Here is a 22,491-nt window from a genome sequence, read left to right as displayed (position 1 = left end):
GTGACCTCCTTGGTAGTGGTCGGTTGTCAGCGTGCCGACGAATTGGACGACGAAGCGTTGGTTTCGGCCTCGAGGACCATGTGCTCGGCCTCGACCACGACTGCGGAGTCGGAGGTGAGACGGGGACGGCGCAGGAACACCGTCCAGGTAACGGCGGCGCAGACCACGTAGAAGGCGAGGAACACCCAGAACGCGGTGGTGGCCGAGGCGGTGCTGGCGTAGGAGCTGCGCAGCACCATGTTGATGCCGACGCCGCCGAGGGCACCGATGGCGCCGACGAAGCCGATCAGGGCGCCGGAGGTGTTCTGCGACCAGGCAGCCTGCTCGACCCGCGAGACCGGCAGGCTCTTGGACTTGGCCTCGAACACCGACGGGATGATCTTGGTGACGGCACCGTTGCCGAAACCGGAAAGGACGAACAGGGCGATGAAGCCCGCGACCAGCATGGTCATGGTGGCACCGGTGGCAACGCCCTTGTTGCCGTCGGCCATCGTCGAGGCGGTGATCACGAGCAGCGCCGCGAGCATCATGGCGCTGAAGGTGGCGATGGTGACCTTGCTGCCACCGATCCGGTCGGCCATCTTGCCGCCGTAGGGGCGGGCCAGCGAACCGAGCAGCGGGCCGATGAAGGCGATCGACGCGGCGTGGATGGCGGCCTGGGCGGCGGTGTCGCCACCGGCCTTGAAGCTGATCTGCAGGATCTGGGCGAAGGCGAAGCTGTAGCCGATGAACGAACCGAAGGTGCCGATGTAGAGGAAGGCGATCGCCCAGGACTGCGGCACCCGGAGGGCCTTGACCATGTAGGAAAGGTCGGCCTTCTGGTTGGTCAGGTTGTCCATGTAGAACGCGGCGCCCACTGCGGTGACACCGACCAGGACGAGGTAGACGGCACAGATCACCGTGGCGTAGTCGCCGCCGAGGGTGACCAGCACCAGCAGGCCGAGCAGCTGGATCACCGGGACACCGATGTTGCCGCCACCGGCGTTCATGCCCAGCGCCCAGCCCTTGAGGCGCTGCGGGTAGAAGGCGTTGATGTTGGTCATCGACGACGCGAAGTTGCCGCCACCGAAGCCGGCGAACGCGGCCACGATCAGGAACGTGGTGTAGGACGTGCCGGGCTGGTTGACGAAGTACGCGGTCAGCGCCAGCGGGATGAGCAGCATGAACGCGGAGAAGATCGTCCAGTTGCGACCGCCGAAGCGGGCGGTGGCGACGGTGTAGGGAATGCGCAGGAACGCGCCGACCAGGGTGGGCATGGCGACCAGGAAGAACTTGCCCGCCGCGTCGATGCCGTACTTGTCGGTGGGCATGAACAGCACCATCACCGACCAGATCGACCACACCGAGAATCCGATGTGCTCGGCGATCACCGACCAGATCAGGTTGCGCTTGGCGACGTCCTTGCCACCGGCTTCCCAGGCCGCGACGTCCTCGGCATCCCAGTTGTCGATGTCGTGGTTCCGCTTCAGCGTGCTCAAGATTGGGCCTCCCAAAAGTGCGATGGCCCAACGGTAGGAAATGGGTATTGCCGAAATGCTGCGGGAAATGTCGCGCGAATCAACGGTTTCTCACCATCGCCCGATCAGGGAGGTGAGATCAGCCCTTTTGTTTCGTGCATGTGACGCAACGATTTCCGCACGTAAGGAAGCGGCAAGAAATCGGCACAATCACCCGTGAGGGTGTGAGCTGCGCCTCCTCTCAGCGACTTTAGGCCAGATTCACGCGCACCGCACTTCGGCGGGCGGCCGGCGGTGAGAAGTTCATCGAGTTAGCCCGTTCCCGGCGAGTTACCGATGTATCAGCGAAATCAGTCGGCAGCTACCAAGAATCTTCGAGCATGCGCGGTTTGCAGGCCTGCCAGGCGCCCGCGAGGAGCACACCGAGGGCGAGGAACAGCATCGCGAAGGGGACCAGCCAGCCGCTGGTCCAGGTGTGCAGTAGGCCGAACAGCAGCGGGCCGAGGCAGGCGATCGCGTAGCCGACGCCCTGTGTGAAGCCCGACAGCGCCGCGGAGCCCTGGGGTGTGCGGGTGCGCAGGTTGATCAGCGTCAGCGCCATCGGGAAGGTGGATGGGCCGAGACCCAGCAGCACGACCCACAGCAAGGGTGCGTGCATCGGCGCCACCAGCAGGCCGACGAAAGCGGTCGCGAACAGCACCATGCAGCCGACGACAACAGGGAACGGGTTGCGCATCCGCGAGACAACGGTGGGCGCGCCCAGTGCCGGGACCAGCCCGATCAGCGCGAACAAGCCGACCATGCTGCCGCCGAAACCGGCGCTCGCGCCCGCGTCGGACAGGATCTTGGGCAGCCAAGCGAACATCGCGTAGGTGGTCAGCGAGGTCATACCGAACATGCCGGCCATCCCCCATGCCACCGGCGAACGCCAGACCTTGCCGGTCTCGGGCGCTTCGGCGGGCAGCGCGGTGGTGTCGACCGTGTCGCGACCACGCCGATCGCGCAGCACCACCAACCACGGGATCGCGGCCGCGAAGCCGATCAGCGCCCACACACCCATCGAAATCCGCCAGCCGTGCGCCTCGGCCACCGGCACCGCGATGAACGCCGGAACAACAGTACTGAGCTGCACCATCACGATGTAGAGCGAACTGATCACCGCCAGGTGATCACCGAAATACCGCTTCACCAGCGGCGGAATCACCACATTGCCGATGCCCATGCCGAGCAGCGCGACCCCGGAGAACCCCAGCAGTTCGACGGTCCCGGTGGAGAACACCCGAACCAGCGACCCCGCACCGGCCAGCAGCATCGCCACCAACACGGTCCGTTCGAGCCCGAATCGGCGCACGACCAGCGGCGCGATGAGCCCCGCGAGCCCGAACATGGCGGTCGGCAACATGCCGAACACCCCGATGATCCCCGCCCCGTACCCCACCTCGGCCCCGATCCGCTCGGCAAGCGGACTGAATGCCGTGACAGCGGCGCGCAAGGTCAGCGCCGACATGATGATGGCCGCCAGAACGAGCAGTCGACCTTCGATCAGCGACCGCTCGGTGATCTCGGGAGACGGGTCGACGCGACCACGCCGGTCGTCCACATGGGTCGACCCGGCGCCGGAAGCTGGCTGGAAATCACGGAGCGGCGGCACCCAAGAATCATAGGATGACCCGATGACTCCTACAAGCGATTGTGAGCGATCTCCCGGCGGACCAGTACCCTTACCAACGTGCAACCCGTCCGGCGAACCAGCCTCATCGCCCAGGTAACCGAACAGCTTCGGGCCGAGATCCGTTCCGGCCGTTGGCCGGTAGGCCAGCGGATCCCCACCGAACCGGAGCTCACCGAGCTCACCGGGACCGGCCGTAATACCGTCCGCGAAGCCGTCCAGGCGCTCGTGCACGCGGGCATGCTCGAACGCCGCCAGGGCTCGGGCACCTATGTGATCGCCACCTCCGAGGTCGGCGGCACCCTTGGCAAGTACTTCGCCGACGCGCACGAACGCGACATCCTCGAGCTGCGCCAAGCCCTCGACACCACCGCGGCAGGCCTGGCCGCGCGCCGCCGCGACGACGCCGATATCGCGAACCTGCAGCGCCTGCTCGCCGAACGCAGCAACCGGAACTGGGCCGAAGCCGACCCGGTGGCCATCGCCGCCGACGTCGAATTGCACCGCGCGATCGTCGTCGCCAGCCACAACGCGGTATATCTGGAGTTCTACGATTCGCTGCTGCCGATCATCGAACAGGTGATCCACGCGCGGACCGCGAAATCCGACGACGCCTACGACACCGAGCACGCCGAGCTCGTGCAGGCCGTCATCGACGGTGACTCCGAGCGAGCCGTGCAGGCCGCCAACTGCTTCCTCGGGTCACTCATCGCCGAATACCCGGATCGCTGAGCAGCGCGGAGAACCGATTACTGAATCCAGGTAACCGGGCTGTCACCACCAGCGAATTCACGCGGTGAGCCCGAGTTGCCGGGAACGTCACCTGAGGCCATTGTCACGCAACAACCGGCTCCTACCTTTATCTCGACACCGCACAAGCGCTCGATCGAGAGGAAGCCGATGACCGCAATCGCCGCCACCGGCCAGGCGACGGAATCTCCGTCGTTCGAATATGAGAAGAAGGGTCGCTGGCTCTCCCAGTGGGAACCCGACAATCAGAAATTCTGGGAATCGGGCGGCGAGAAGACCGCCAAGAAGAACCTGTGGTTCTCCGTGTTCGCCGAGAATCTGGGCTTCAGCGTCTGGGTCCTTTTCGGCTCTATCGTCACCGCCATGGGCGCCGCAGGCTTCACCTTCCTGGAAGGCCTCGGCAAAGGTAACCCCACTGCCGTCGCCAACGCGCTGCTGCTGACCTCGGTCCCCACTCTGGTCGGCGCCACACTGCGCATCCCCTACACCTTCGCAGTCCCCAAGTTCGGCGGGCGAGCCTTCACCGCCTTCAGTGCGGCAATGCTGCTGATCCCCACCCTCGGTCTGGCGTACTTCATCAACCAGCCTGGTACCCCGATGTGGGTCTTCCTGCTGTTGGCCGCGCTCGCCGGCGTCGGTGGTGGCAACTTCTCCTCCTCGATGGCCAACATCTCGTTCTTCTTCCCCGAGGGCAAGAAGGGTGCCGCGCTCGGCATCAACGCCGCCGGTGGCAACCTCGGTGTGGCGCAGACCCAGCTGGTCGCGCCGCTGCTGATCACCTTCGGCACGCATCTGCTGGCCAAGGACGCCGCGGGCTACCGGTTCGGCATCACCCTCGCGATCCTGGTGTGGGTGCCGTTCATCCTGATCGCCGCGTTCGGTGCGCTCCGCTACATGGACTCGGTCGTCTCCGCCAAGGCCGACGGCAAGTCCTACAAGCTGGCGCTGACCAACCCACACACCTGGATCATGTCGTTCCTCTACATCGGCACGTTCGGTTCGTTCATCGGCTTCTCGTTCGCGTTCCCGACCCTGATCAAGGCCAACTTCCCGCATCTGGCCTCGATCGGCTGGATCAGCATGGTCGGTAACCTGGCCTTCCTCGGCGCCCTGGTCGGTTCGTTCAGCCGCCCGTTCGGTGGTTGGGTCTCCGACAAGATCGGCGGCGGCGCCAAGATCACTGTGTTCGTCTTCGGTGGTATGTCGATCGCGGTGGCGTGCATCGTGGCCGCTGTCGACCTGAAGAGCTTCCCGCTCTACCTGACCGCCTTCCTCGGCCTGTTCATCATGGCCGGTATCGGTAACGGCTCCACCTACCGGATGATCCCGTCGATCTTCAACGCCACCGCCAAGAAGTACGCCTCCGAGCACGGCATGGACCTGACCGAGGCGGCCACCTCCGCCAAGCGTCAAGCCGGTGCCGCGATCGGTGTCATCGGCGCGGTCGGTGCCGCGGGCGGCTTCGTCGTCCAGCAGGCCCTTCGCCTGTCCAACGTCCACCTGAAGACCATGGCCCCCGCCTTCTGGGCCTACGCCGCCGTCTTCCTCGTCATGGCCGCCGTCACCTGGTGGTGCTACCTGCGCACCTCCTTCGCCACCGACAAGGCCCCCTCCCTGGCCCACGCCAGCGTCTGATCCACCCACCCCGCACCACGGAAAGCCACGTTCGGTCCCCCTCCCGAACGTGGCTTTCTGCTGTGTGACAACACATTTCGAACCGTGTTGTGGCCGCCGCGCCCGAATTGCCCTTACTCTGGAGTTCAGACTGGCACCGGGGCGGGCAGAGGTGAGTGCTGTTGGACATCTCGAACGAGGTGGCAGAGCCACGGTTTCGAGCCGCCTCCGTCGATGATCTGGTCGCGATAGCCGAGCTCGAATCCAACGAGTTCATGCCGCTCGCCTACCCCTACTTCGCCCTGCGCCAACTGTTCGACATACACGGATCCCATTGGGTGGTAGTGGATCTGGCTGGTTCGCTGTGCGGGTACGCGATGGTGGCGATCGGCCCGCACAGCGCGTGGCTGCTCGGTCTGGCGGTGTCGTCCGGGCATCAGGGCCGAGGGCTCGGCCGGTTGTTGCTCGAGCGGGCGATGGCGCACTGCCGGTCATCGGAGGTCGATGCGGTCTTCATCACCGTGCGTCCGTCGAATGTGCCCGCCTCGAATCTGTACAAGGATTCCGGCTTCACGTGGGCCGATTACGAAGACCAATACTTCGGCGTCGGCGAACCGCGAGATCTGTTGGTACACCGTCTCGTCTACGACTGGACCACCGCCGACCCCACCGACCGACGGTGGTTCAAAGACCGCGGACCAGTAGACGACCGATGACCGAGCACATCGGATTCGATCGGCCCGGCGATTTCGTCGCATCCAAGACCACACTCATCCGCAGACATGCCAGCGCTTTCACCGACGTCGTCGCCGACTTCCTCCGATCCGTGCACAGACCCGATGAGTACGCGCTGCTCGACGACCTCAATCATCGGGTCGAACAGTTCCTCGCCGATTACGTTCCACCATCGACCCGCAGGGTCGGCGACAGCCTCGTCTTCGCGCACCTCTATCGCGATGCCGACCCCGTCACTCTCGAATCCACCGGCCGCGAGCATTCCTGCGAAACGGTGTTGACCGCCCTGTTCGCCGCCGAGATCGAGTTCCGCGGACCATTGCGCCTGAGTCGCACGCAGTCCACGCTGCTCGCCGATGTCTACGAGGAACTCGGCGCACAACTTTCGGCGCACCGCTTGCCCGCGCATGCCGCACTCGCCTACCGACAGGCCTACCGCCTGCACACCATCACCGAGAATCCACGCGGACAGGATCGTTGTGGCCTGAAGATGGCGCGTGCCCGTACGAAAGCGCGTCGTCGACGCATACGGCGATTACCCGGCGCGGTCTCGGACCTGCTGTGTGGCTACGGTTATCGACCGTTTCTCCTGCTGGGGTGGATCGCCGCGGAGATCGCGGTCTTCGTCACAGCCTTCTACTTGACCGCCCCTGACATCGAGTTCCCCACCGCGGTACGGATCGGATTGGTCAACTTCCTCAATCCGGTCGACCCCGAGAGCGTCGGCGTGCACAGCTTGCTCGCGAAAGCGACATTGATCGTCGAGTCGTACGCGGGCATCGTGTCGACGTCGGTGTTCTTCGCGCTGCTCGTCCGGCAATTGTTCCGGCTGTGATCACCACCGGGACTGGGATCGACTCAGCGCCCCCAGCGTGGCCACCGCGACGCGGTCGCGCAGCTGGCCGATCCTCGAATTCCACTGGACGGTGAACCCGGGATCGACCTCGACAGCGGTCCACAACCCACGCAGCGGTCCGGGCGTGAGCGCGCCGGGAAGCCAAAGGTGGACGAGGTGTTCCAGCAGCGGAGCGAGAACCTGAGCCGGCGAACTGCCCGACAATTCGGCCATCTCGGCCTCGTCGATAACCTCGGTGAGCACCGTCAACAGCCAGTCGTGCACTGCCAGATCTTCGCAAAAGCGCTGCACCGCAGCGAGTTCCGCGCCGTCGCCGACGACGACCGAGACGAGCCGCGTCTCGTCGTCGAGCAGGACGAACGACAGACTCGGCGCTTCGCCCGGCCGGACATGGGCCGCCCATCGCAGCCGGGCTGCGCTGGTCTGAATGGGCGGCTTCTGGTTCAGCATCAGGTCGGTACGCACCCGCGTGAACAGCCGGGCCGCGATGGCACCTGGGTCGAGCGTCGCCGTCACCGGATCGGCCGGGCCGAGAAATCCGTCGACCAGTTGACCGCTGATCCCGGGCGCGAGCCGCGTGAGGGTTTCGACGGTGCCGATCCGTCCGAGGTAGTGGCCCCAGCTGCGGCGGTGCGTGCCTACACCGGCGACCACAGTCGCCATCGCCGAACTCTGCAGGATACGACCGCCGCGCACTGTCGCGTGCGTGGCGACGGTGCCGACCGCGCGCACCTTACTTCGGTTCGGCGTCGCCAGCCTGCAGTCGACACCTTCGTGGATGATCGGCGATTGCGCCCAGGTGACCGGCCGCTCCCGCGATTGCACGCGGCGACCACGGACCAGGGTGAGCAGGTCTGCCGCCGATGCCCGGCTCAGCGCTCTCGACTCGGGAAGCAGGCCCGTGCGCACTTCACCCAGAAGGGCCAGCGCACCGTCGCTGAGATGCATCGCCGCAGCGTAACCGGTATCGGTGGACGGTGGCATGGGATCAGACGGTGCTCAGAAAGAAGTGGGAGAGCCGGTCGGTGACGTCGCCGGTCAGCTCGATGTGCTGCTCGCGGGCCCGCCGGTTGAGCAGTTGAACGACAGCGGGATCGGGCTCGACGTGGCCGAGAATCATCCGCACCGCATGCTCGATGCCCACATAACGCTGCGGCAGGATCGACAACGACCTGAACGCCGCGAACGGCGGCGCGTGTTCCTGCAGCTTGATCACACTCGGGAATTCCTCCCAGCGCGCAGGCCACTCTCGGTCCTGATCCCACTGTTCGGCATCCACCACGGCTTTTCCCTCATAGCGAAGCATGCCGAGTCGCAGGAGCTGCCAGACCGACGCCAAGAAGGGGCATGACCACAGCACCTCCTGTGTCCCGCCACGGTCGCGCCACATCTCGACATCGAGGAAGAGCGAATGATTGCGCGCGGCGAATTCCGCCGACGGCCGGTAGGTCACTTCCATCGCCTGCTCCAGCTCGCGGTCACTGGATCGCTGACCATTGCAGAGCCATCCGGACTCCGCGGTCGGCGGCCGCCGACCGGCGCTGTCCGGTGCGGGTTCGGCGATGATCGAGTCAGCGACCATCTGCGCCAACGGAATCCGGGATTCCTCGTTCTGCCGACGTAAGTACTTGTTGCAGCCCGCTTCGCTGCCCAGGTAGTCGATCCGTACCCCGGATTCCGCGGCGATGCGCAAAAGGTTCGGCACGATCACCCGCGGGTCGGCGTCGGTCTGAAAGTAGTCGTCGAGCAGGAAGCAGGTACTCACCCGAACACGGGAGGGTCCACCGGCGGCGGCCGCGAACTCCTGCCTCGCGACCTCGGTGAACATCTCTATCAAGGGCGCTACCCGGCGGAATTGAGCCGTGATCGCCGCTTCACCGTTGATCAGGTCGGACATGTAGAAATGACCGACTTCGATGGATACATGCGCCAGCGGAACAGCTTCGACACGCACAGACGCCGTCGACTCGGCGTAGACGGCGCCACCCACAACAACAGCCCCTTTGTCAACCATTCCCGGACAGAACCGCGTGTGATTCTAGCCACGGGATGGCGGCGAATTCGATTTCAACACGCCACGCCAGCCCTGGCTGTACATGTCGTGCATACGAATTTTCGCCTCCCCCAGTCCCTTTCGCAACTTTTGTCCATTTGCCCCTGATCGACGCTTGCGGTGACTCGACTACACCCGAACCCAGGTCGCCCTATCCCACAATCTGCGCGCCAGCTCTTCGAAAGCTTCCACCGTCGCCCGATTGGCGATACCCGCATTGACATCGGCATCGAGCACGATCTGTTCGCGCCATTGCAGTACCGGTTCCACCGGTGTCTCCCCCAGCAGCGCGCCCGCACCGAGCCGATACTCCGCAGCGAGGGAACGCAGCGCGTCGTTCTGTTTGAGCAACCACGCCGCTTGGGGACCACCGCTGGCGGCATGCTCATCGGTGACCCGGGGAACAGCGGTGCGCACGAAACGGATTCGGGCCAACAGGTCGTCTGGCACGTAACCGAGCTCGACCCCCGTCTTCAGCAAGCCCTTCGGCCCGTGCACCAAACCCTGCGCGGCCATCAAGTGCTGCCGGGTCCAACGGTGATAGACGAGCCAGCACACTTCTTTGTCCGGCATGTCCAGTGGCCGTGTGGCCTCCAGCGCGATCTGCATCGCCACCGATCGGCCCGCGCTGAGGTCGACGATCACCACTTTGAAGGTGCTGTCCAGGTCGAGCAGCAGCTCGCGGCAGCGCCGTACCACCTTGGAATCATTGGCCGACATGGCTTCGCCGCCGCCCTCGTCACCCGGCAGCAGGACCAACTTGCCACCGCGGGAGCGCTGGCTGCGCAACGCATCCCGATTGGTGCTCGTCCGCACGTCGATGCGCTGGTGCAGGCTGTTGTGGCCGCGCAGATACGAGTGCAGTCCGTTGCCTGTCTGCGTGCCGCGTTCGACCGAGCCGATCTCGAAGAGGGCGCCCGCGGTGGGTGAGCCGAAGTCGAAGTCGAGATAGGCCGTACTGATTCCGCGCAGACTGAGCCGGTAGGCCAGGTTGCAACTGGTCACAGACCGGCCCGTTCCGCCCTTGTCGGAGGTGGCGAAGACGATCATCTGATCAGGTGCTCCTCATCGCGTCGAGGCGTGCGTAGGCGAGCCGATCGAGTTCGATCAGCGCTGCCGAGGCGAGCGTGAACGCCGTTCCCGGTTGCAGATTCACTACATCTCTCGCCCTGGCCAACTGCTGCTCGACACCGTCGAGCGCGATGCGATTGGCCGAGGTGTCCTCGACGCTGACATTGAGCATTTCCTGATTCAGCAGGTGCTCGGCCTCGTTGAGCAGCTCGACCGCCCGGACCACCATCGCGGGCGATCGCAACGGCGCCTCCCGGTAGGTACGGTCGGCGGCCACCAAGCATTCGATGACGCGCTCGGTCATGTACCACGAGGGCAGGGTCTGACCCGATCGGGCCACCGCACCGAATGCCGCGCCGGGGTCGTCCCACAGGCCCGCCGCGTCACCGTCGGAGATCATTCGCAGATCGAGGTGATCCATCACCTGCTTCGCCAATTCCATCAACCGGTCGCGCGCGGTGATGTTGCCGGACAGGCGAGCCGCCTGCAGCGAGCGCTTGAGCAGCACCGGCGCGAAATCCGAGGCGATCCATTCCAGCCGTGGCCCACCGCCTTCGACGAGTTCGCTCCCGCGCAGCTTCATCCGGACGCCCGGATAGTGCAGGGCGACAGACGGATCGGCTTGGGTCGGTCTGCGGATGATTCGGCCGCGCCTGGCCAACTCGTCGAAAATGCCGATCGCTCTGGTCAGATCGTCATCGGAGGCGGTGCGGGCCACCAGTTCCTGGATCAGCACCGCCGAAACGATGAGACTGAAATAGTCCGATTCCTCGCCGTCGGAGGTGCGCCACGGAATGTCTTCCAGCGGCCAGGTACCGGTGCCGAAACGGGCGACGGTCGACCAGTAGCGCTGGGTGATATCCCAGCGCAGTCGCAGCGCCTCGGCCAGGCGGTACTGGGTTTCGTCGAGCAGGTCGAGCTCTCTGGTTCGTTGCGACAGCACGTCGTTGATACCGTCGAGGGCGGTGATGGTGAAGTAGAGATAGGGCCGGGGATCGGCGAATCCCACGCCGGAGCCGATCGCTGTCGGCACGAAATCGACGGGGTCGGCACCCTGCACAATGCCCCAGCTCCAGCCACATTCGAAGAGCAGATCCTCGTCATCGAGTTCCGATTCCGGCGCCCGGCCGAGCGTGACATCGCTGCGCAGACGGGCACGCACGCGCTCGAGGCTGCGGGCGACGGCATCGATCACCGCCTTCTCGGGCTGTCCCGACTGATTGAGCATCCCGAGCATCGCTTTGCCCGAAGGCGAGCGGGGTGAGGCGGTGTTGACCACGAAGCTACGCACAAGGCCGGTCATCGCCGCGGTCAGCCGCGTGCTCAAACCCGCGCTCAGCTCGGTGAGCCGAGTGCTGATGTCCTTGCGCCGCTCGGTGCGCGCCCATCGATCGAAGACGCGCGCGAAGCCGAGCGCCGCGATACACACGGTGACCGACAACGAGTATCCGTCCACCACTTCCAGTGTGTGCTGCGCCTGCGTCGGTTCGCCGTCTTCGGACGCGCGGAGATAACTACCCGCATCGAAGCGGGGTAGCCCGTCTTCATCAGTGTTGCGGGCCAGGTACTCCTCGGCGAGCCCGAGCACCGTGATGCCGATTCTGGCCTGCCCGCCGAATGCCTCCAACGCCACTTTGACGTCGTCGGACATCGCATCCGGCCGATCCAGCGCGAAACTCTCGATCTCCGTCGCCGGGTAGAGCAGGCACAGTAGCTGTTCGGAATCGCTGATCGAATTGGCGTCGAGGACGCCGTCCCAATGCCATTTCTCGTCCCGATAGCAGGCCGAGAGCATGGCGCTCCAAATGTCCAGAATCTGTTGTCTGGGCTGGATTCTCACCCGCAGCAATCCTCACCGCTCGTGACGGGCCGCGGTGAGTCCCCCGGGTCCAGGGCAGGACACATGGCGGCGATGCTCGATGAAGATAGCATGCGGGGCCGCAGGAAACGTTGGGTCTCAACGGATTTGAGATCACATCCGACCCATCGGTCACGATGCGCGCAATTCGCCCTTACAGCGCCAAACGGACCATGTCCGCGGTGCGGGCGAGCCCGGGGAAGGCTTCTGGGGTAGAACGCGGGTGCAGAGCATGGACTGCCAGGCGGAACATCAACGCCCGTAACAGCATTTGGGGCCATTCGGGCAGGGTTGCCCAGCGGTCGAGTAGGCCGTCGTCGCCACCACCCCAGGCCAGTGCGTCGACGACTACGACGCCGGCGGCCCAGGTGGCGGGGCGCCAGTAGGGGGTGATGTCGGTGAGGCCGGGGGTGTGGGCGCCGGTGAACAGGACGGTGCCGAAGAGGTCGCCGTGGACGAGCTGGTCGGGGCTGCGGACGGGTTTGCGCAGGGTGGAGAGCTGGCCGATCAGTTCGAGGGAACGCTGGCCGTCGGGGGTGGCGGCGATGGGGACACCGCCCGCGCGCAGGGTGCGCAGCGGGATCGATTCCCAGGCGGCGCGGTCGGCGGCGACGAACACGTCCACGTCGACCCAGGGCGCGACGGGCGGCTGGACCAGGAAGCGGGGGCGTTCCAATTCCGCTGTCGCCTTGTGCAAGCGCAGCGAGACCGAGACGACCTCGTCATGGCGGGGCTCGGGGGCACCGTCGACGTAGGTGTCGGCGCGCCAACCCGAGACCACATAGCGACCGTCGGTGGCACGGACGGGGCGGGCCACCCGCAGTCCGTCGACCGCGAGATGTTCGCGTACTTTCGCCGACCAGGCGGCCCGCGCGTGATCGGCGACGGGGCTGAGCACCACCTCACCCATCCGCCAGCCACCGTCCCAGTCCCCTAGGGCAACCGGTGTCACTTCGCGAAGCCCGAATGTGGCTCGCACATGCTCGGGAGGTTCGACTGAGGTCACGGCCGTACCGTAACCCCGCAATCACCGGAGTCGTCCCAAGGCACGCTGTGATACTCCACTTCGCGACCTCACCGCAACAAGCGGCGAGGTCGCAAACCGGCAGCTATCGAATCAGTAGACCGGCAGCGACGGATCGACCTGCTTGGCCCACGCCACCACGCCGCCCTGCAGATGTGTCGCGTCGGCGAAACCGGCGCGCTTCAATGCCGCCAGCGCCTCCGCGGAACGGATACCGGTCTTGCAGTGCAGCACGATCGGCTTGTTCTGTGGCAGCTCGGACAGTGCCTCGCCGGACAGGATGCGGTCCTTGGGGATCAGGGTCGCGCCCGCGATGTGGACGATGTCCCATTCCACCGGCTCGCGCACATCGATCAGCTCGACCTTGTCGGCGTCGAGCAGATCCTTGAGCTCGGCGGCGGTGATGGTCGACCCGGCCGCGGCCGCGGTGCCTTCCTCCGACACCACACCGCAGAACGCGTCGTAGTCGATCAGTTCGGTGATCGGCTCACGCTGCGGATCGCGGCGCAGCTTGATGGTGCGGTAGTTCATGTCCAGTGCGTCGTAGACCATCAGGCGCCCGAGCAGCGTCTCACCGATGCCGGTGATCAGCTTGATCGCCTCGGTCACCATCACCGATCCGATCGACGCGCACAGCACGCCGAGCACGCCACCCTCGGCGCAGGACGGGACCATTCCCGGCGGCGGGGCCTCCGGGTACAGGTCGCGGTAGTTGATGCCGCGGCCGTCGGGGGCGTCTTCCCAGAACACCGAGACCTGGCCCTCGAAGCGGTAGATCGAGCCCCACACGTAGGGCTTGCCCGCGAGGACGGCGGCGTCGTTGACGAGGTAGCGGGTGGCGAAGTTGTCGGTGCCGTCGACGATCAGGTCGTACTCGGCGAACAGTTCGACCGCGTTCTCGGGCTCGAGGCGGATCTTGTGCAGCCGCACGTCGATCCCGGAGTTGATCTCCAGGATGGAATCGCGGGCGCTGTCGGCCTTGGGGCGGCCGATATCGGATTCGCCGTGGATGATCTGGCGCTGCAGGTTGGACGCGTCGACCTCGTCGAACTCGACGATGCCGAGGGTGCCGACACCGGCGGCGGCCAGGTACAGCAGGGCGGGCGAGCCGAGGCCGCCCGCGCCGATCACGAGGACCTTGGCGTTCTTCAACCGCTTCTGCCCGTCGACACCGAGATCGGGGATGATCAGGTGCCTGCTGTAGCGAGCGATTTCGTCCTTGGTCAGTTCCGCGGCCGACTCGACGAGCGGCGGCAACGTCCCATTGAGAGACACGTGAGAACTCCTGTATCTATGGCGGCGGGCGCGGCCCGTTTACCGGTGGCCGCTCTGCTGACTACAACAAGACCTGCCGCGCTGTTCTTCCCTGTTCATGTTCCCGCATGGGCGGGACCACTATCCGCGCGGGTACGGCCAGGGGTTGAACCGGCAGGTTTTGCCGTCGGCGGGGACGACGCCGTGGGGGTCGAGTAGGGCGATGTCGTTGTTCTTGGTGCCGAAGGTCTGCTGCATCATGATCGGCGCGAGGCCGCCGTCGGTCTCGCACGGCTGATGGCCGTGGTAGCCGATGGCGTGGCCGACCTCGTGGTTGATCTGGTACTGACGGTAGGACCCGATATCGCCGTCGAAGGCAAGGGCGCCGCGCACCCAGCGGACCTCCGACAGCACGACGCGGTCGAGGTCGGCGTTGTAGCACGACGAGTCGATCGGGATCTCGAAACCGCACGCGGCGCGGGTGCTCTCGCGCGAGGTGAGCGAGAGGCGGAAATCGGCCGGGCCCGCGTCGATGCGCTGGAAGCCGAACTTGGGGTCGTTGGTCCAGCTCTTCGGGTTGGCCAGGGTGGTCTCCACCATTTTCGCCACGGCGGCGTCGCCACCGAACGGTGAGGTATCGATGCCGTCCTCGACTTCGACGGTGTAGCGGAACACGCGCTCGGTGCCGACGCCGACCTGGGCGCTGGTGCCCGGCACGATATGCCAGGTGCCCGCCGCGCGGTCGACGTATTCGCCGCCCTCCGGCAGCGCACCGAGTGGTAGATCGGCGGGGAACTTGCCGTCGCCGGGAGGTGCGCCGATGATGCCGGACTGCGCCACCTTGGGACTCAGCGCACCGAAGCCGGGGTCGCTCGGCGGCGGGATCGGGCCGGTGCGCACCGCGTCGACGACAACCAGCACGGTGATGGCGAGCAGCACCGGCAACGCGTAGGCACGCCACCCGTAGGCGGAGACGAATCGGCCGAGCGCGCTCTGCTTCTTCGCCTCGCGCTGCGGGCTGCGGGGGCGGCCGTTGTCGTGGTCGGTGGGATCCCAGCGGGCCCGCAGCGGCTGCCGGGATCGATCGGCGGGCTGACTGAGCCCGAGCGGGTCGTAGACCTGCAGTTCCCGCCCCTCTGACGCCGACGTGACAGCACCGGACTCGGAGGGTTGCGTGGAGCGAGCGACATCGCGCCCGCCGTCGGCATGGTCATCCATCCGGTCGGTCACCCCATCAGATTCTCACAGTGGGCAAATCCGCCGTGCGGGCGCCCGGAGGAGATCGCACGGTTACGGCCCGGCGAACGCTGTGGACTGGTACTACATTTCCAGGGCGAGACGCAGGGCGAACACCGTGCGAGTATCGTTCGTGGGATACCCGGACCGCACACCCGATGGTCAGGGGAATCGACTATAGAGAGCCGAGATGACTGACCTCGTGGACCGCATGCCCTCGCGCCGATCGGTGCCGGAGACGGTCCCGGCCAAGCGCGGCACCCGCCTGCCTCGTGACGAGCGCCGCCAGCAGTTGCTGCTCGCCGCCAGCGAGGTCTTCGTCCAGCGCGGCTATCACGCGGCGGGCATGGACGAGATCTCCCAGGTGGCCGGGGTCAGCAAGCCGGTGCTGTACCAGCACTTCGCCAGCAAGCTCGAGCTGTACCTGGCGGTGCTGCAGAACTACGTCGACATCCTGGTGTCGAGCGTGCGCCAGGCGCTGCGCTCCACCACCGACAACAAACAGCGCGTGCGGGCCGCGGTCGCCGCGTACTTCGATTTCGTCGACAACGAGATGCAGGGCTTCCGCCTGGTCTTCGAATCCGACCTCACCAGCGAACCGCAGGTGCAGCGCCGGGTCGAGCAGGCCACCGAGGCGTGTGTCGACGCGGTGTTCGATCTGGTCGCCCACGACTCGGGTCTCGACCCGTACCGTGCCCGGATCCTGGCCGTCGGCCTCGTCGGTGCGAGCCAGTTCTCGGCGCGCTACTGGCTCGAAGCCGATCGCCCGGTCCCCAAGGACGAAGCCGTCGACACCACGGTGTCACTGGCCTGGGGTGGCCTCAAGCACGTCCCGCTGACCGCCGCCCAGCGCGCGTACTCGCCGGACCTGTAAGCCCGATTCGACAAAGAATGCCCCGCCATCTCTAAGATGACGGGGCATTTTTGTGCTCGCGGATCAGACCGTCGCGAAGCCGACCCGGCCCGCGGCGGGGGAACCGATTTCCACGTAGGCGACCTTCGCGGCCTGGATCAGGAACTTGCGGCCCTTCTCGTCGGTGAGCGACACGACGCCTGCGGAGCCGCTCAGCGCATCGGACACCAGCGCCTCGATCTCGTCAGGGCTCTGCGCACTGTTGATGACGAGCTCTCGCGGGCTATCCGAAATACCGATCTTGACCTCCACGGCCAACCTCCGAACGTAAGAGTCCTGTGTTGTCGACTCCAGGCTAATGCAGGCGACCGACAGTGGTGTCACAGCCGCCTGCGCTCTGAGCGAACGGATCAGGCGGGTTCGATCAGTTCGATCTCGAGTTCGATCTTCACGGTGTCGGAGAGCATGCCCGGCATGGCGACGCCGACGCCGAAGTCGGTGCGCTTGATGGCGCCGGTGGCGGAGAAGCCCGCGTGGCGGGTGCCGTCGGGGAAGTCGGCGATGCCGCCCCATTCGACGTCGAGGGTGAGCGGCTGGGTGATCGCGCCGAGGGTGGCCTCGCCGGTGACGGTGAAGGTTTCGGCGACCTGAACCGGCTGGCTGGCGCGGAAGCTCAGGGTCGGGCGGTTGGCGACGTCGAGGAAGTCGGCCTGGCGGATGTGGGCGTCGCGGTCGGCGTTGCCGGTGTCGAAGGAGTCGAGTTCGATGGTGGCGCCGAGGGTGGCCGCGCCGTTTTCGTCGACGGCGAACTCGGTCTCGAAGCGGGTGAAGCCGCCGCGTACCTTGGCGATCCCGAGGTGGCGAATGGTGAACGCGACCGAGGAGTGGGCGGTGTCGAGGGCCCAGGATCCGGTCTTCAGCTGCTGGGTCTGTGTCGAGGAGGTCATGTCTCCACAGTGACCGGACTGCGGTCCGTTAACCAGACCGCGGTTATCCTGGTCCCCGCAGGGCGTGGCTGAAAATTCCATGACCAGGGAGGATCGAGACATGGTTGGCGCGGGTATCAGGGATCATCCGGGCGCTCGGTCGGCGTTCGCGGAGCTTCTCATCGCGCGTCGAGCCGAATTGCGCCCGGAAGACGTCGGCCTTTCCGGCGGCGGCAGGCGCCGCACCCCCGGCCTGCGCCGCGAGGAAGTCGCGGTGCTGGCCGGTGTGAGCGCGGATTATCTGGCCCGGCTCGAACAGGGCCGCGATACCAACCCGTCGATGGCCGTGGTCGACGCGCTCGCCACCGCGCTGCGGTTCAACGACACCGAGCGGGCCCATTTCGGCTGGCTCGCGCTCACCACAGGCAGCGAATCCCGCTGCCCCAGTACTGCTTTCGACCCGGCCCTCGATCAGGTGCCCGCCGCGCTGCGCAGCGTGCTCGACGCGCTCGCCCCCACCCCGGCCTTCGCCCTCGGCCCCCGCGCCAACGTGCTCGCCTGGAACAGCGCGTGGGCCGACCTCGCCGCACCCCTCGGCCTGCTCGACAACCCGGACATGGTCAACCTCGCCGTCTGGACCTTCCGTCATCCCCTGGCCCGCACCACGGTCACCGATTGGCCCCAGTTCGCCGATCTGCTCGCCGACCAGCTCGCCAGAACACGCCTGCGCCGCCCCGACGACGAACGCATAGCGGGCGTCATCGCCACCCTGTGCGAGGAACCCGAATTCGCCCGCCGCTGGCAACCCCACCGCCTGGCCGAAGACATCCCCACCCTCCTCGGCTTCGAACACCCGACCCGAGGCACCCTCACCTACACGGTGCAGACGCTGTCCGCCGATAAAGATCAACAGGTAGTCATCTGGCTTCCTCGCGAAACAGCCGCCCGCGCACCGGAATTGCGCTTGGTGCCGGGCCACGCGGTCGGCGGATAACTACCTACAAGCCGAGTTCGGCCATGCGGGCGGCGTGCCGCTGCTGCATGCGGTCGAACAACGTCGCGATGCCGTTGAGGTCGCCCGTCGCGGCAAGGACCAGTTCGGCAAGTTCGTCGCGCTGGGCCATCACGAACTGCGCCTGGGTGATCGCCTCGCCGAGGAGCCTGCGGCCCCACAGGGTGAGGCGGTCGCGCTCGGAGCGGCTGGCCGCTACCGCGCTGCGGACCTCGTCGACCACGAACTGCGAGTGTCCGGTCTCGGCGAGTACATCGCGCACCACATCGGCGACCTCGACGGGCAGCGCGCCCGCGATCTCGGTGTAGAAGTCGGCGGCCAGGCCGTCGGCGACGTAGAACTTCACCATCGACTCGAGCCAGGTCGACGGGTCCGTGGAGGCGTGGTAGGAGTCCAGCGCGCCCTGGTACTGCGCCATCGCGGCTTCGGCGTCGGCACCGCGCCCGGTGAGCGCCGCCTCCAGGGTCTCGAAGTGCGCGAGTTCGGCGGCCGCCATCTTGGCGACGCCGATCCGGCCCCGCAGCGACGGCGCCTGCTTCGCCTCTTCGGCGAGGCGATAGAACGCGGAGAGCTCACCGTAGGCGAGGACCGCGAACAGTTCGGTCACCCCCGCGTGGTCCGCGGCGAGCGGTTCGGTCGAGAAGAATTCCGGCGCGGCAGAGGTCTGGGCTCCCATGGCAATCAACAATAGTCCCGATCGGTGGTCAGTCGCGTTCGGCCAGGAATTTGTCCAGGTGAGCCCAGGTGGTTTCGCGGGCTTCCGGTCCGGTGAGAATGCCGAGATGGCTGCCCGGCACGACCTCGTAGGTGACCGACGGCGAACCCGACAGGGTGCGCAAACCGGCCTCGACGGCGGCCTTGGGGGTGATCACGTCGGACTTGCCGCCGATCAGCAGCACGGGCACGCGCACGTCGGCGAGTTCGATGGTCCGGTCGCGCAATTCGAGCTTGCCGTTGCCGATGTCGTTGGCCAGCATCATCCGGCCCCACAGCTGGTTGTAGAAGCGGCCGGGGTAGCCGGGCATGGCGGCCTGGAAACGGTCGATGGATTCCATCTTGGCCAGGGTCTCGGTGTTCGCGATATTGCTGGCGATGAATCTCGGACGCGCCAGTTCACGGTCGTAGGCGGCGAGCCGGTAGCCCAGTTTGGTCAGCGGTGCCGGAATGCCGCCCGCGGCCCGGACGAACGCGGTGGTCCCCCAGCCGCCGGTGAGGCCGGCGACAGCACGCAGCTGCGGAATACCGAGCATCTTGTCGTAGTCGAGCGGCGGGCCGACTCCGGTGACCGAGCGGATCGGCAGTTCCGGGTTCGCGGCCGCGGTGAGCAGCGAGAACATGCCACCGACGGACCAGCCGATCAGGTCGACAGGCGCACCGCCGCGATCGGCGCTCACGCGCAGGATCGCCTCGGGCAGGATGTCGGTGACCCAGTCCTCGAAGCCCATCCGGCGATCGGCGAAGGAGATGTCGCCGTAGTCGACCAGGTAGGGCGCGCGGCCGGTCTCCACCAGGTAGCGGGCGAGGCTCTGATCGCGGCGCAGGTCGAAGCAGGTGGCGGGCGCGGCCAGTGGCGGCACCAGCAGCACCGCGGAATCGCTTGCCGCAGACTGGAATTCGGTATCGTAGCGACGCAGCAGGCGGTGCGGCTCGTCCCACAGCACGGTCGAGGGCGCCGGGTCGACGGGCTCGATTCCTGCGCCGAAGCTCAGCGCCCACGCGTTGCGCGCGGCAGTGGTGACGATGTCGGTGATACTCACGACTAGAAATGTCTCACACACGGTACCGCCGGTACCAGTGAGCTCGATTACACCCGTGGACACGCGCGAAATCCCGCGCGCATGAATTGCGCTGCGACACACCACCCGTGCCGAGGCAATCCGGTGGCGAGCCCGTATTCGCGCGGCATTCAACCACGTCGAAATTCGGATTGCGCAGAATATCACGCTACAATCTCCGTGGACAACGCTAGTTTCGACGCCCGGACACACTCCGCGGCGCGGCACTCCACCGGCGCACAGCGCGGGCGGACAGCGGCGATGTCCACAGACAGCAATGTCGAGAAAATGTGCGCGCAACGAATCCGCATCACCGCAGCGCCGCGCCGATGACACCGTCTCGACGGCCACGCATAATGCCTGGTCGGCGATGGTTATCCGGCGGCGGCCCGGTGAATATCACAGGCGGGTATGTGGTCGTCGCGGGCCGACCGGCCCGCCCCACCTCGTGCGTGCGAGATGCAATGACGAGGAAGGCACGAACACTGAGCAAGATCACTGTCGAACAGGAACCCGGTTTGGCCGACACACTCCTGACGGCCGAACTGGACAACACCCACATCCCGCCGAGTTTTGCCGAATTGGGCGTGCGCGAAGAAATCGTGCGCGCACTCGGTGAGATCGGGATCGAGCGCACTTTCGCGATTCAGGAACTGACCCTGCCGCTGGCACTGTCCGGCGAGGATCTCATCGGCCAGGCCCGCACCGGCATGGGCAAGACCTTCGGTTTCGGCGTGCCGCTGCTGCACCGCATCGCCACCGCCGACACCGGCACCACCCCGCTCGACGGCACCCCGCGCGCGCTGGTCATCGTGCCGACGCGCGAGCTGTGCATCCAGGTCACCAAGGACCTGGAGAACGCGGGCAAGTACCTGACCAACCACCAGGGTTCGCTGAAGGTCGCCGCCATCTACGGTGGCCGCCCCTACGACACCCAGATCGCCGCACTGCGCGACGGCGTCGACGTGGTCGTCGGTACCCCCGGCCGGCTGCTCGACCTGGCGAACCAGAACCACCTGATCCTCGGCAAGATCGGCGTGCTCGTCCTCGACGAGGCCGACGAGATGCTCGACCTGGGCTTCCTGCCCGATATCGAGCGCATCCTGTCGATGGTGCCCGACAAGCGTCAGACGATGCTGTTCTCGGCCACCATGCCGGGCCCGATCATCACCCTCGCCCGCACCTTCCTGACCAGGCCGACGCACATCCGCGCCGAGCTGGCCAACGATTCCGCGGTGCACGATCGCACCGCGCAGTTCGTCTACCGGGCTCACGCGATGGACAAGGCCGAGCTGGTCGCGCGCGTGCTGCAGGCGGAATCGCGCGGCGCGACGATGATCTTCACCCGCACCAAGCGCACCGCGCAGAAGGTGGCCGACGATCTCGCCGAGCGTGGTTTCAATGTCGGCGCCGTGCACGGCGACCTCGGTCAGATCGCCCGTGAGAAGGCGCTGACCAAGTTCCGCAAGGGCACCATCGACGTGCTCGTCGCCACCGATGTCGCCGCGCGCGGTATCGACATCGACGATGTCACCCACGTCATCAACTACCAGTGCCCCGAGGACGAGAAGACCTACGTGCACCGGATCGGCCGCACCGGCCGCGCCGGGCGCACCGGTGTCGCGATCACCCTCATCGACTGGGACGAGCTGCACCGCTGGGAGTCGATCAACAAGGCGCTCGGCCTGAACATGGCCGACCCCGCCGAGACGTACTCCCGTTCGCCGCACCTCTACAGCGACCTCGGCATCCCCGAGGGCATCACCGGCGTGATCCGCAAGCCCGCGGCCCCCGCCCGTGACGACGACGCCGTAGTCGAGGAGCGCACCGAGCGCCCCAAGTCCTCGCGCAGCCGTCGCCGCACCCGCGGTGGCAAGGCCGACGCCGAGGGCACGGAGTCGACCACGACCGCCGAGTCGAGCTCCGATTCCCCGGACGACACCACCGACGGCGACAAGCCCGCCCGCCGCAGGCGCCGCCGCCGCAAGCCCGCCGAGGCAGGCGAACCGGGGACCGTCGAGTCGAGCACCAGCGAAGCCACCGACGCGTCCGAATCGGCTCCGGCCGAGGGCGACGACGCAGCCAAGCCCGCCCGCCGCAGGCGCCGCCGCAAGCCCGCGGAAGCCACCGCGTCCGACGCAACGGTCACCGTAGACGCCTAGTCAGCAACATCCCGCACTCCCAGCCCACACCCCCGACCCTTAGGGAGGGGCCGGTCACGAAGTGGCCGGGGGGCGGGGCGGGGGCCCCGGGGGGGGGGGGGTGGGGAGGGGGAGCGATCTAACACAAACACTCACGCAAAGACCCCGCCCCCCCCGCCCCCCCCACACGAGAAGCCCACACCACCA

Annotated in this window: 20 protein-coding genes; 7 read left to right on the top strand and 13 right to left on the bottom strand. The window is 66.5% G+C overall.

From position 1 onward, the window contains the following. Window positions 1-26: 26 nt before the first annotated feature. Entirely contained in the window at window positions 27-1,481 is a 1,455-nt protein-coding gene (locus ACFWPX_RS34070) for a nitrate/nitrite transporter (protein ID WP_378920593.1), read from the bottom strand. Window positions 1,482-1,818: 337 nt separating this feature from the next. Next, window positions 1,819-2,964, bottom strand: a complete 1,146-nt coding sequence (locus tag ACFWPX_RS34065; protein WP_378932456.1) for an MFS transporter — start codon at window positions 2,962-2,964, stop codon at window positions 1,819-1,821. 222 nt (window positions 2,965-3,186) lie between these two features. Here ACFWPX_RS34065 and ACFWPX_RS34060 point away from each other — a divergent pair, with 222 nt between their 5' ends. The 4 genes from ACFWPX_RS34060 to ACFWPX_RS34045 all read left to right on the top strand — a co-directional run bounded on the left by ACFWPX_RS34060 (window position 3,187) and on the right by ACFWPX_RS34045 (window position 7,060). Next, on the top strand, window positions 3,187-3,858 hold the full coding sequence (locus ACFWPX_RS34060; RefSeq protein ID WP_378920555.1) for a FadR/GntR family transcriptional regulator: 672 nt from the start codon (window positions 3,187-3,189) through the stop codon (window positions 3,856-3,858). 168 nt (window positions 3,859-4,026) lie between these two features. Continuing rightward, the gene (locus tag ACFWPX_RS34055) at window positions 4,027-5,511 is read left to right on the top strand and encodes an MFS transporter (protein ID WP_378920557.1); all 1,485 of its coding nucleotides are present in this window, start codon (window positions 4,027-4,029) and stop codon (window positions 5,509-5,511) included. A gap of 161 nt (window positions 5,512-5,672) precedes the next feature. After that, window positions 5,673-6,206: a GNAT family N-acetyltransferase gene (locus tag ACFWPX_RS34050; protein WP_378932402.1), complete on the top strand. Its 534-nt coding sequence runs from the start codon at window positions 5,673-5,675 to the stop codon at window positions 6,204-6,206. Then, window positions 6,203-7,060, top strand: a complete 858-nt coding sequence (locus tag ACFWPX_RS34045; protein ID WP_378920561.1) for a hypothetical protein — start codon at window positions 6,203-6,205, stop codon at window positions 7,058-7,060. The genes ACFWPX_RS34050 and ACFWPX_RS34045 overlap by 4 nt, the downstream gene beginning before the upstream one ends. On the opposite strand, the gene ACFWPX_RS34040 is transcribed toward ACFWPX_RS34045, so the two are convergent. The 7 genes from ACFWPX_RS34040 to ACFWPX_RS34010 form a co-directional block, all read right to left on the bottom strand. Continuing rightward, window positions 7,061-8,029, bottom strand: a complete 969-nt coding sequence (locus tag ACFWPX_RS34040; RefSeq protein WP_378920563.1) for an SCO2521 family protein — start codon at window positions 8,027-8,029, stop codon at window positions 7,061-7,063. A gap of 40 nt (window positions 8,030-8,069) precedes the next feature. Next, window positions 8,070-9,095, bottom strand: coding sequence for an SCO2522 family protein (locus tag ACFWPX_RS34035; RefSeq protein WP_378920565.1), 1,026 nt, complete (start codon window positions 9,093-9,095; stop codon window positions 8,070-8,072). A gap of 168 nt (window positions 9,096-9,263) precedes the next feature. Continuing rightward, window positions 9,264-10,184 (bottom strand): SCO2523 family variant P-loop protein, encoded by a 921-nt coding sequence (locus ACFWPX_RS34030; protein WP_378932400.1) that lies wholly within the window; start codon window positions 10,182-10,184, stop codon window positions 9,264-9,266. 4 nt (window positions 10,185-10,188) lie between these two features. Then, window positions 10,189-12,045 (bottom strand): SCO2524 family protein, encoded by a 1,857-nt coding sequence (locus ACFWPX_RS34025; protein WP_378920569.1) that lies wholly within the window; start codon window positions 12,043-12,045, stop codon window positions 10,189-10,191. Window positions 12,046-12,217: 172 nt separating this feature from the next. Then, complete coding sequence (locus tag ACFWPX_RS34020) at window positions 12,218-13,069, bottom strand: TIGR02569 family protein (protein WP_378920570.1); 852 nt, start codon at window positions 13,067-13,069, stop codon at window positions 12,218-12,220. 111 nt (window positions 13,070-13,180) lie between these two features. Continuing rightward, window positions 13,181-14,362: an adenylyltransferase/sulfurtransferase MoeZ gene (gene moeZ, locus ACFWPX_RS34015; RefSeq protein ID WP_378932397.1), complete on the bottom strand. Its 1,182-nt coding sequence runs from the start codon at window positions 14,360-14,362 to the stop codon at window positions 13,181-13,183. Between the two features lie 120 nt (window positions 14,363-14,482). Next, window positions 14,483-15,559, bottom strand: coding sequence for a DUF3152 domain-containing protein (locus ACFWPX_RS34010; RefSeq protein ID WP_378932454.1), 1,077 nt, complete (start codon window positions 15,557-15,559; stop codon window positions 14,483-14,485). A 208-nt stretch (window positions 15,560-15,767) separates the two neighbouring features. Between ACFWPX_RS34010 and ACFWPX_RS34005 the strand changes: the two genes are divergently transcribed. Continuing rightward, complete coding sequence (locus tag ACFWPX_RS34005) at window positions 15,768-16,451, top strand: TetR/AcrR family transcriptional regulator (RefSeq protein WP_378632708.1); 684 nt, start codon at window positions 15,768-15,770, stop codon at window positions 16,449-16,451. Between the two features lie 63 nt (window positions 16,452-16,514). Here ACFWPX_RS34005 and ACFWPX_RS34000 read toward each other — a convergent pair whose 3' ends face one another. Further along, a complete protein-coding gene (locus ACFWPX_RS34000) occupies window positions 16,515-16,742 on the bottom strand; it encodes a DUF3107 domain-containing protein (RefSeq protein WP_194826377.1) in 228 nt (75 codons plus the stop codon). A gap of 98 nt (window positions 16,743-16,840) precedes the next feature. Beyond that, window positions 16,841-17,377 carry a YceI family protein gene (locus ACFWPX_RS33995; protein ID WP_378932395.1) on the bottom strand — a complete coding sequence of 179 codons (537 nt, stop codon included), beginning with the start codon at window positions 17,375-17,377 and terminating at the stop codon, window positions 16,841-16,843. A 100-nt stretch (window positions 17,378-17,477) separates the two neighbouring features. Between ACFWPX_RS33995 and ACFWPX_RS33990 the strand changes: the two genes are divergently transcribed. After that, complete coding sequence (locus ACFWPX_RS33990) at window positions 17,478-18,350, top strand: helix-turn-helix transcriptional regulator (RefSeq protein ID WP_378932393.1); 873 nt, start codon at window positions 17,478-17,480, stop codon at window positions 18,348-18,350. Window positions 18,351-18,354: 4 nt separating this feature from the next. Here the strand turns inward: ACFWPX_RS33990 and ACFWPX_RS33985 are convergent, their stop codons facing one another. Both ACFWPX_RS33985 and ACFWPX_RS33980 read right to left on the bottom strand, forming a co-directional pair. Continuing rightward, window positions 18,355-19,044 carry a ferritin-like fold-containing protein gene (locus tag ACFWPX_RS33985; RefSeq protein ID WP_378932391.1) on the bottom strand — a complete coding sequence of 230 codons (690 nt, stop codon included), beginning with the start codon at window positions 19,042-19,044 and terminating at the stop codon, window positions 18,355-18,357. A 28-nt stretch (window positions 19,045-19,072) separates the two neighbouring features. Beyond that, on the bottom strand, window positions 19,073-20,125 hold the full coding sequence (locus tag ACFWPX_RS33980; protein ID WP_378932389.1) for an alpha/beta fold hydrolase: 1,053 nt from the start codon (window positions 20,123-20,125) through the stop codon (window positions 19,073-19,075). 482 nt (window positions 20,126-20,607) lie between these two features. Here ACFWPX_RS33980 and ACFWPX_RS33975 point away from each other — a divergent pair, with 482 nt between their 5' ends. Beyond that, on the top strand, window positions 20,608-22,305 hold the full coding sequence (locus ACFWPX_RS33975; protein WP_378932387.1) for a DEAD/DEAH box helicase: 1,698 nt from the start codon (window positions 20,608-20,610) through the stop codon (window positions 22,303-22,305). The last annotated feature ends 186 nt before the right edge of the window (window positions 22,306-22,491 follow it).

It is taken from the genome of Nocardia sp. NPDC058518, from assembly GCF_042719655.1.
GTDB lineage: Bacteria > Actinomycetota > Actinomycetes > Mycobacteriales > Mycobacteriaceae > Nocardia.
This window is presented reverse-complemented; position numbering and strand designations above follow the sequence as displayed.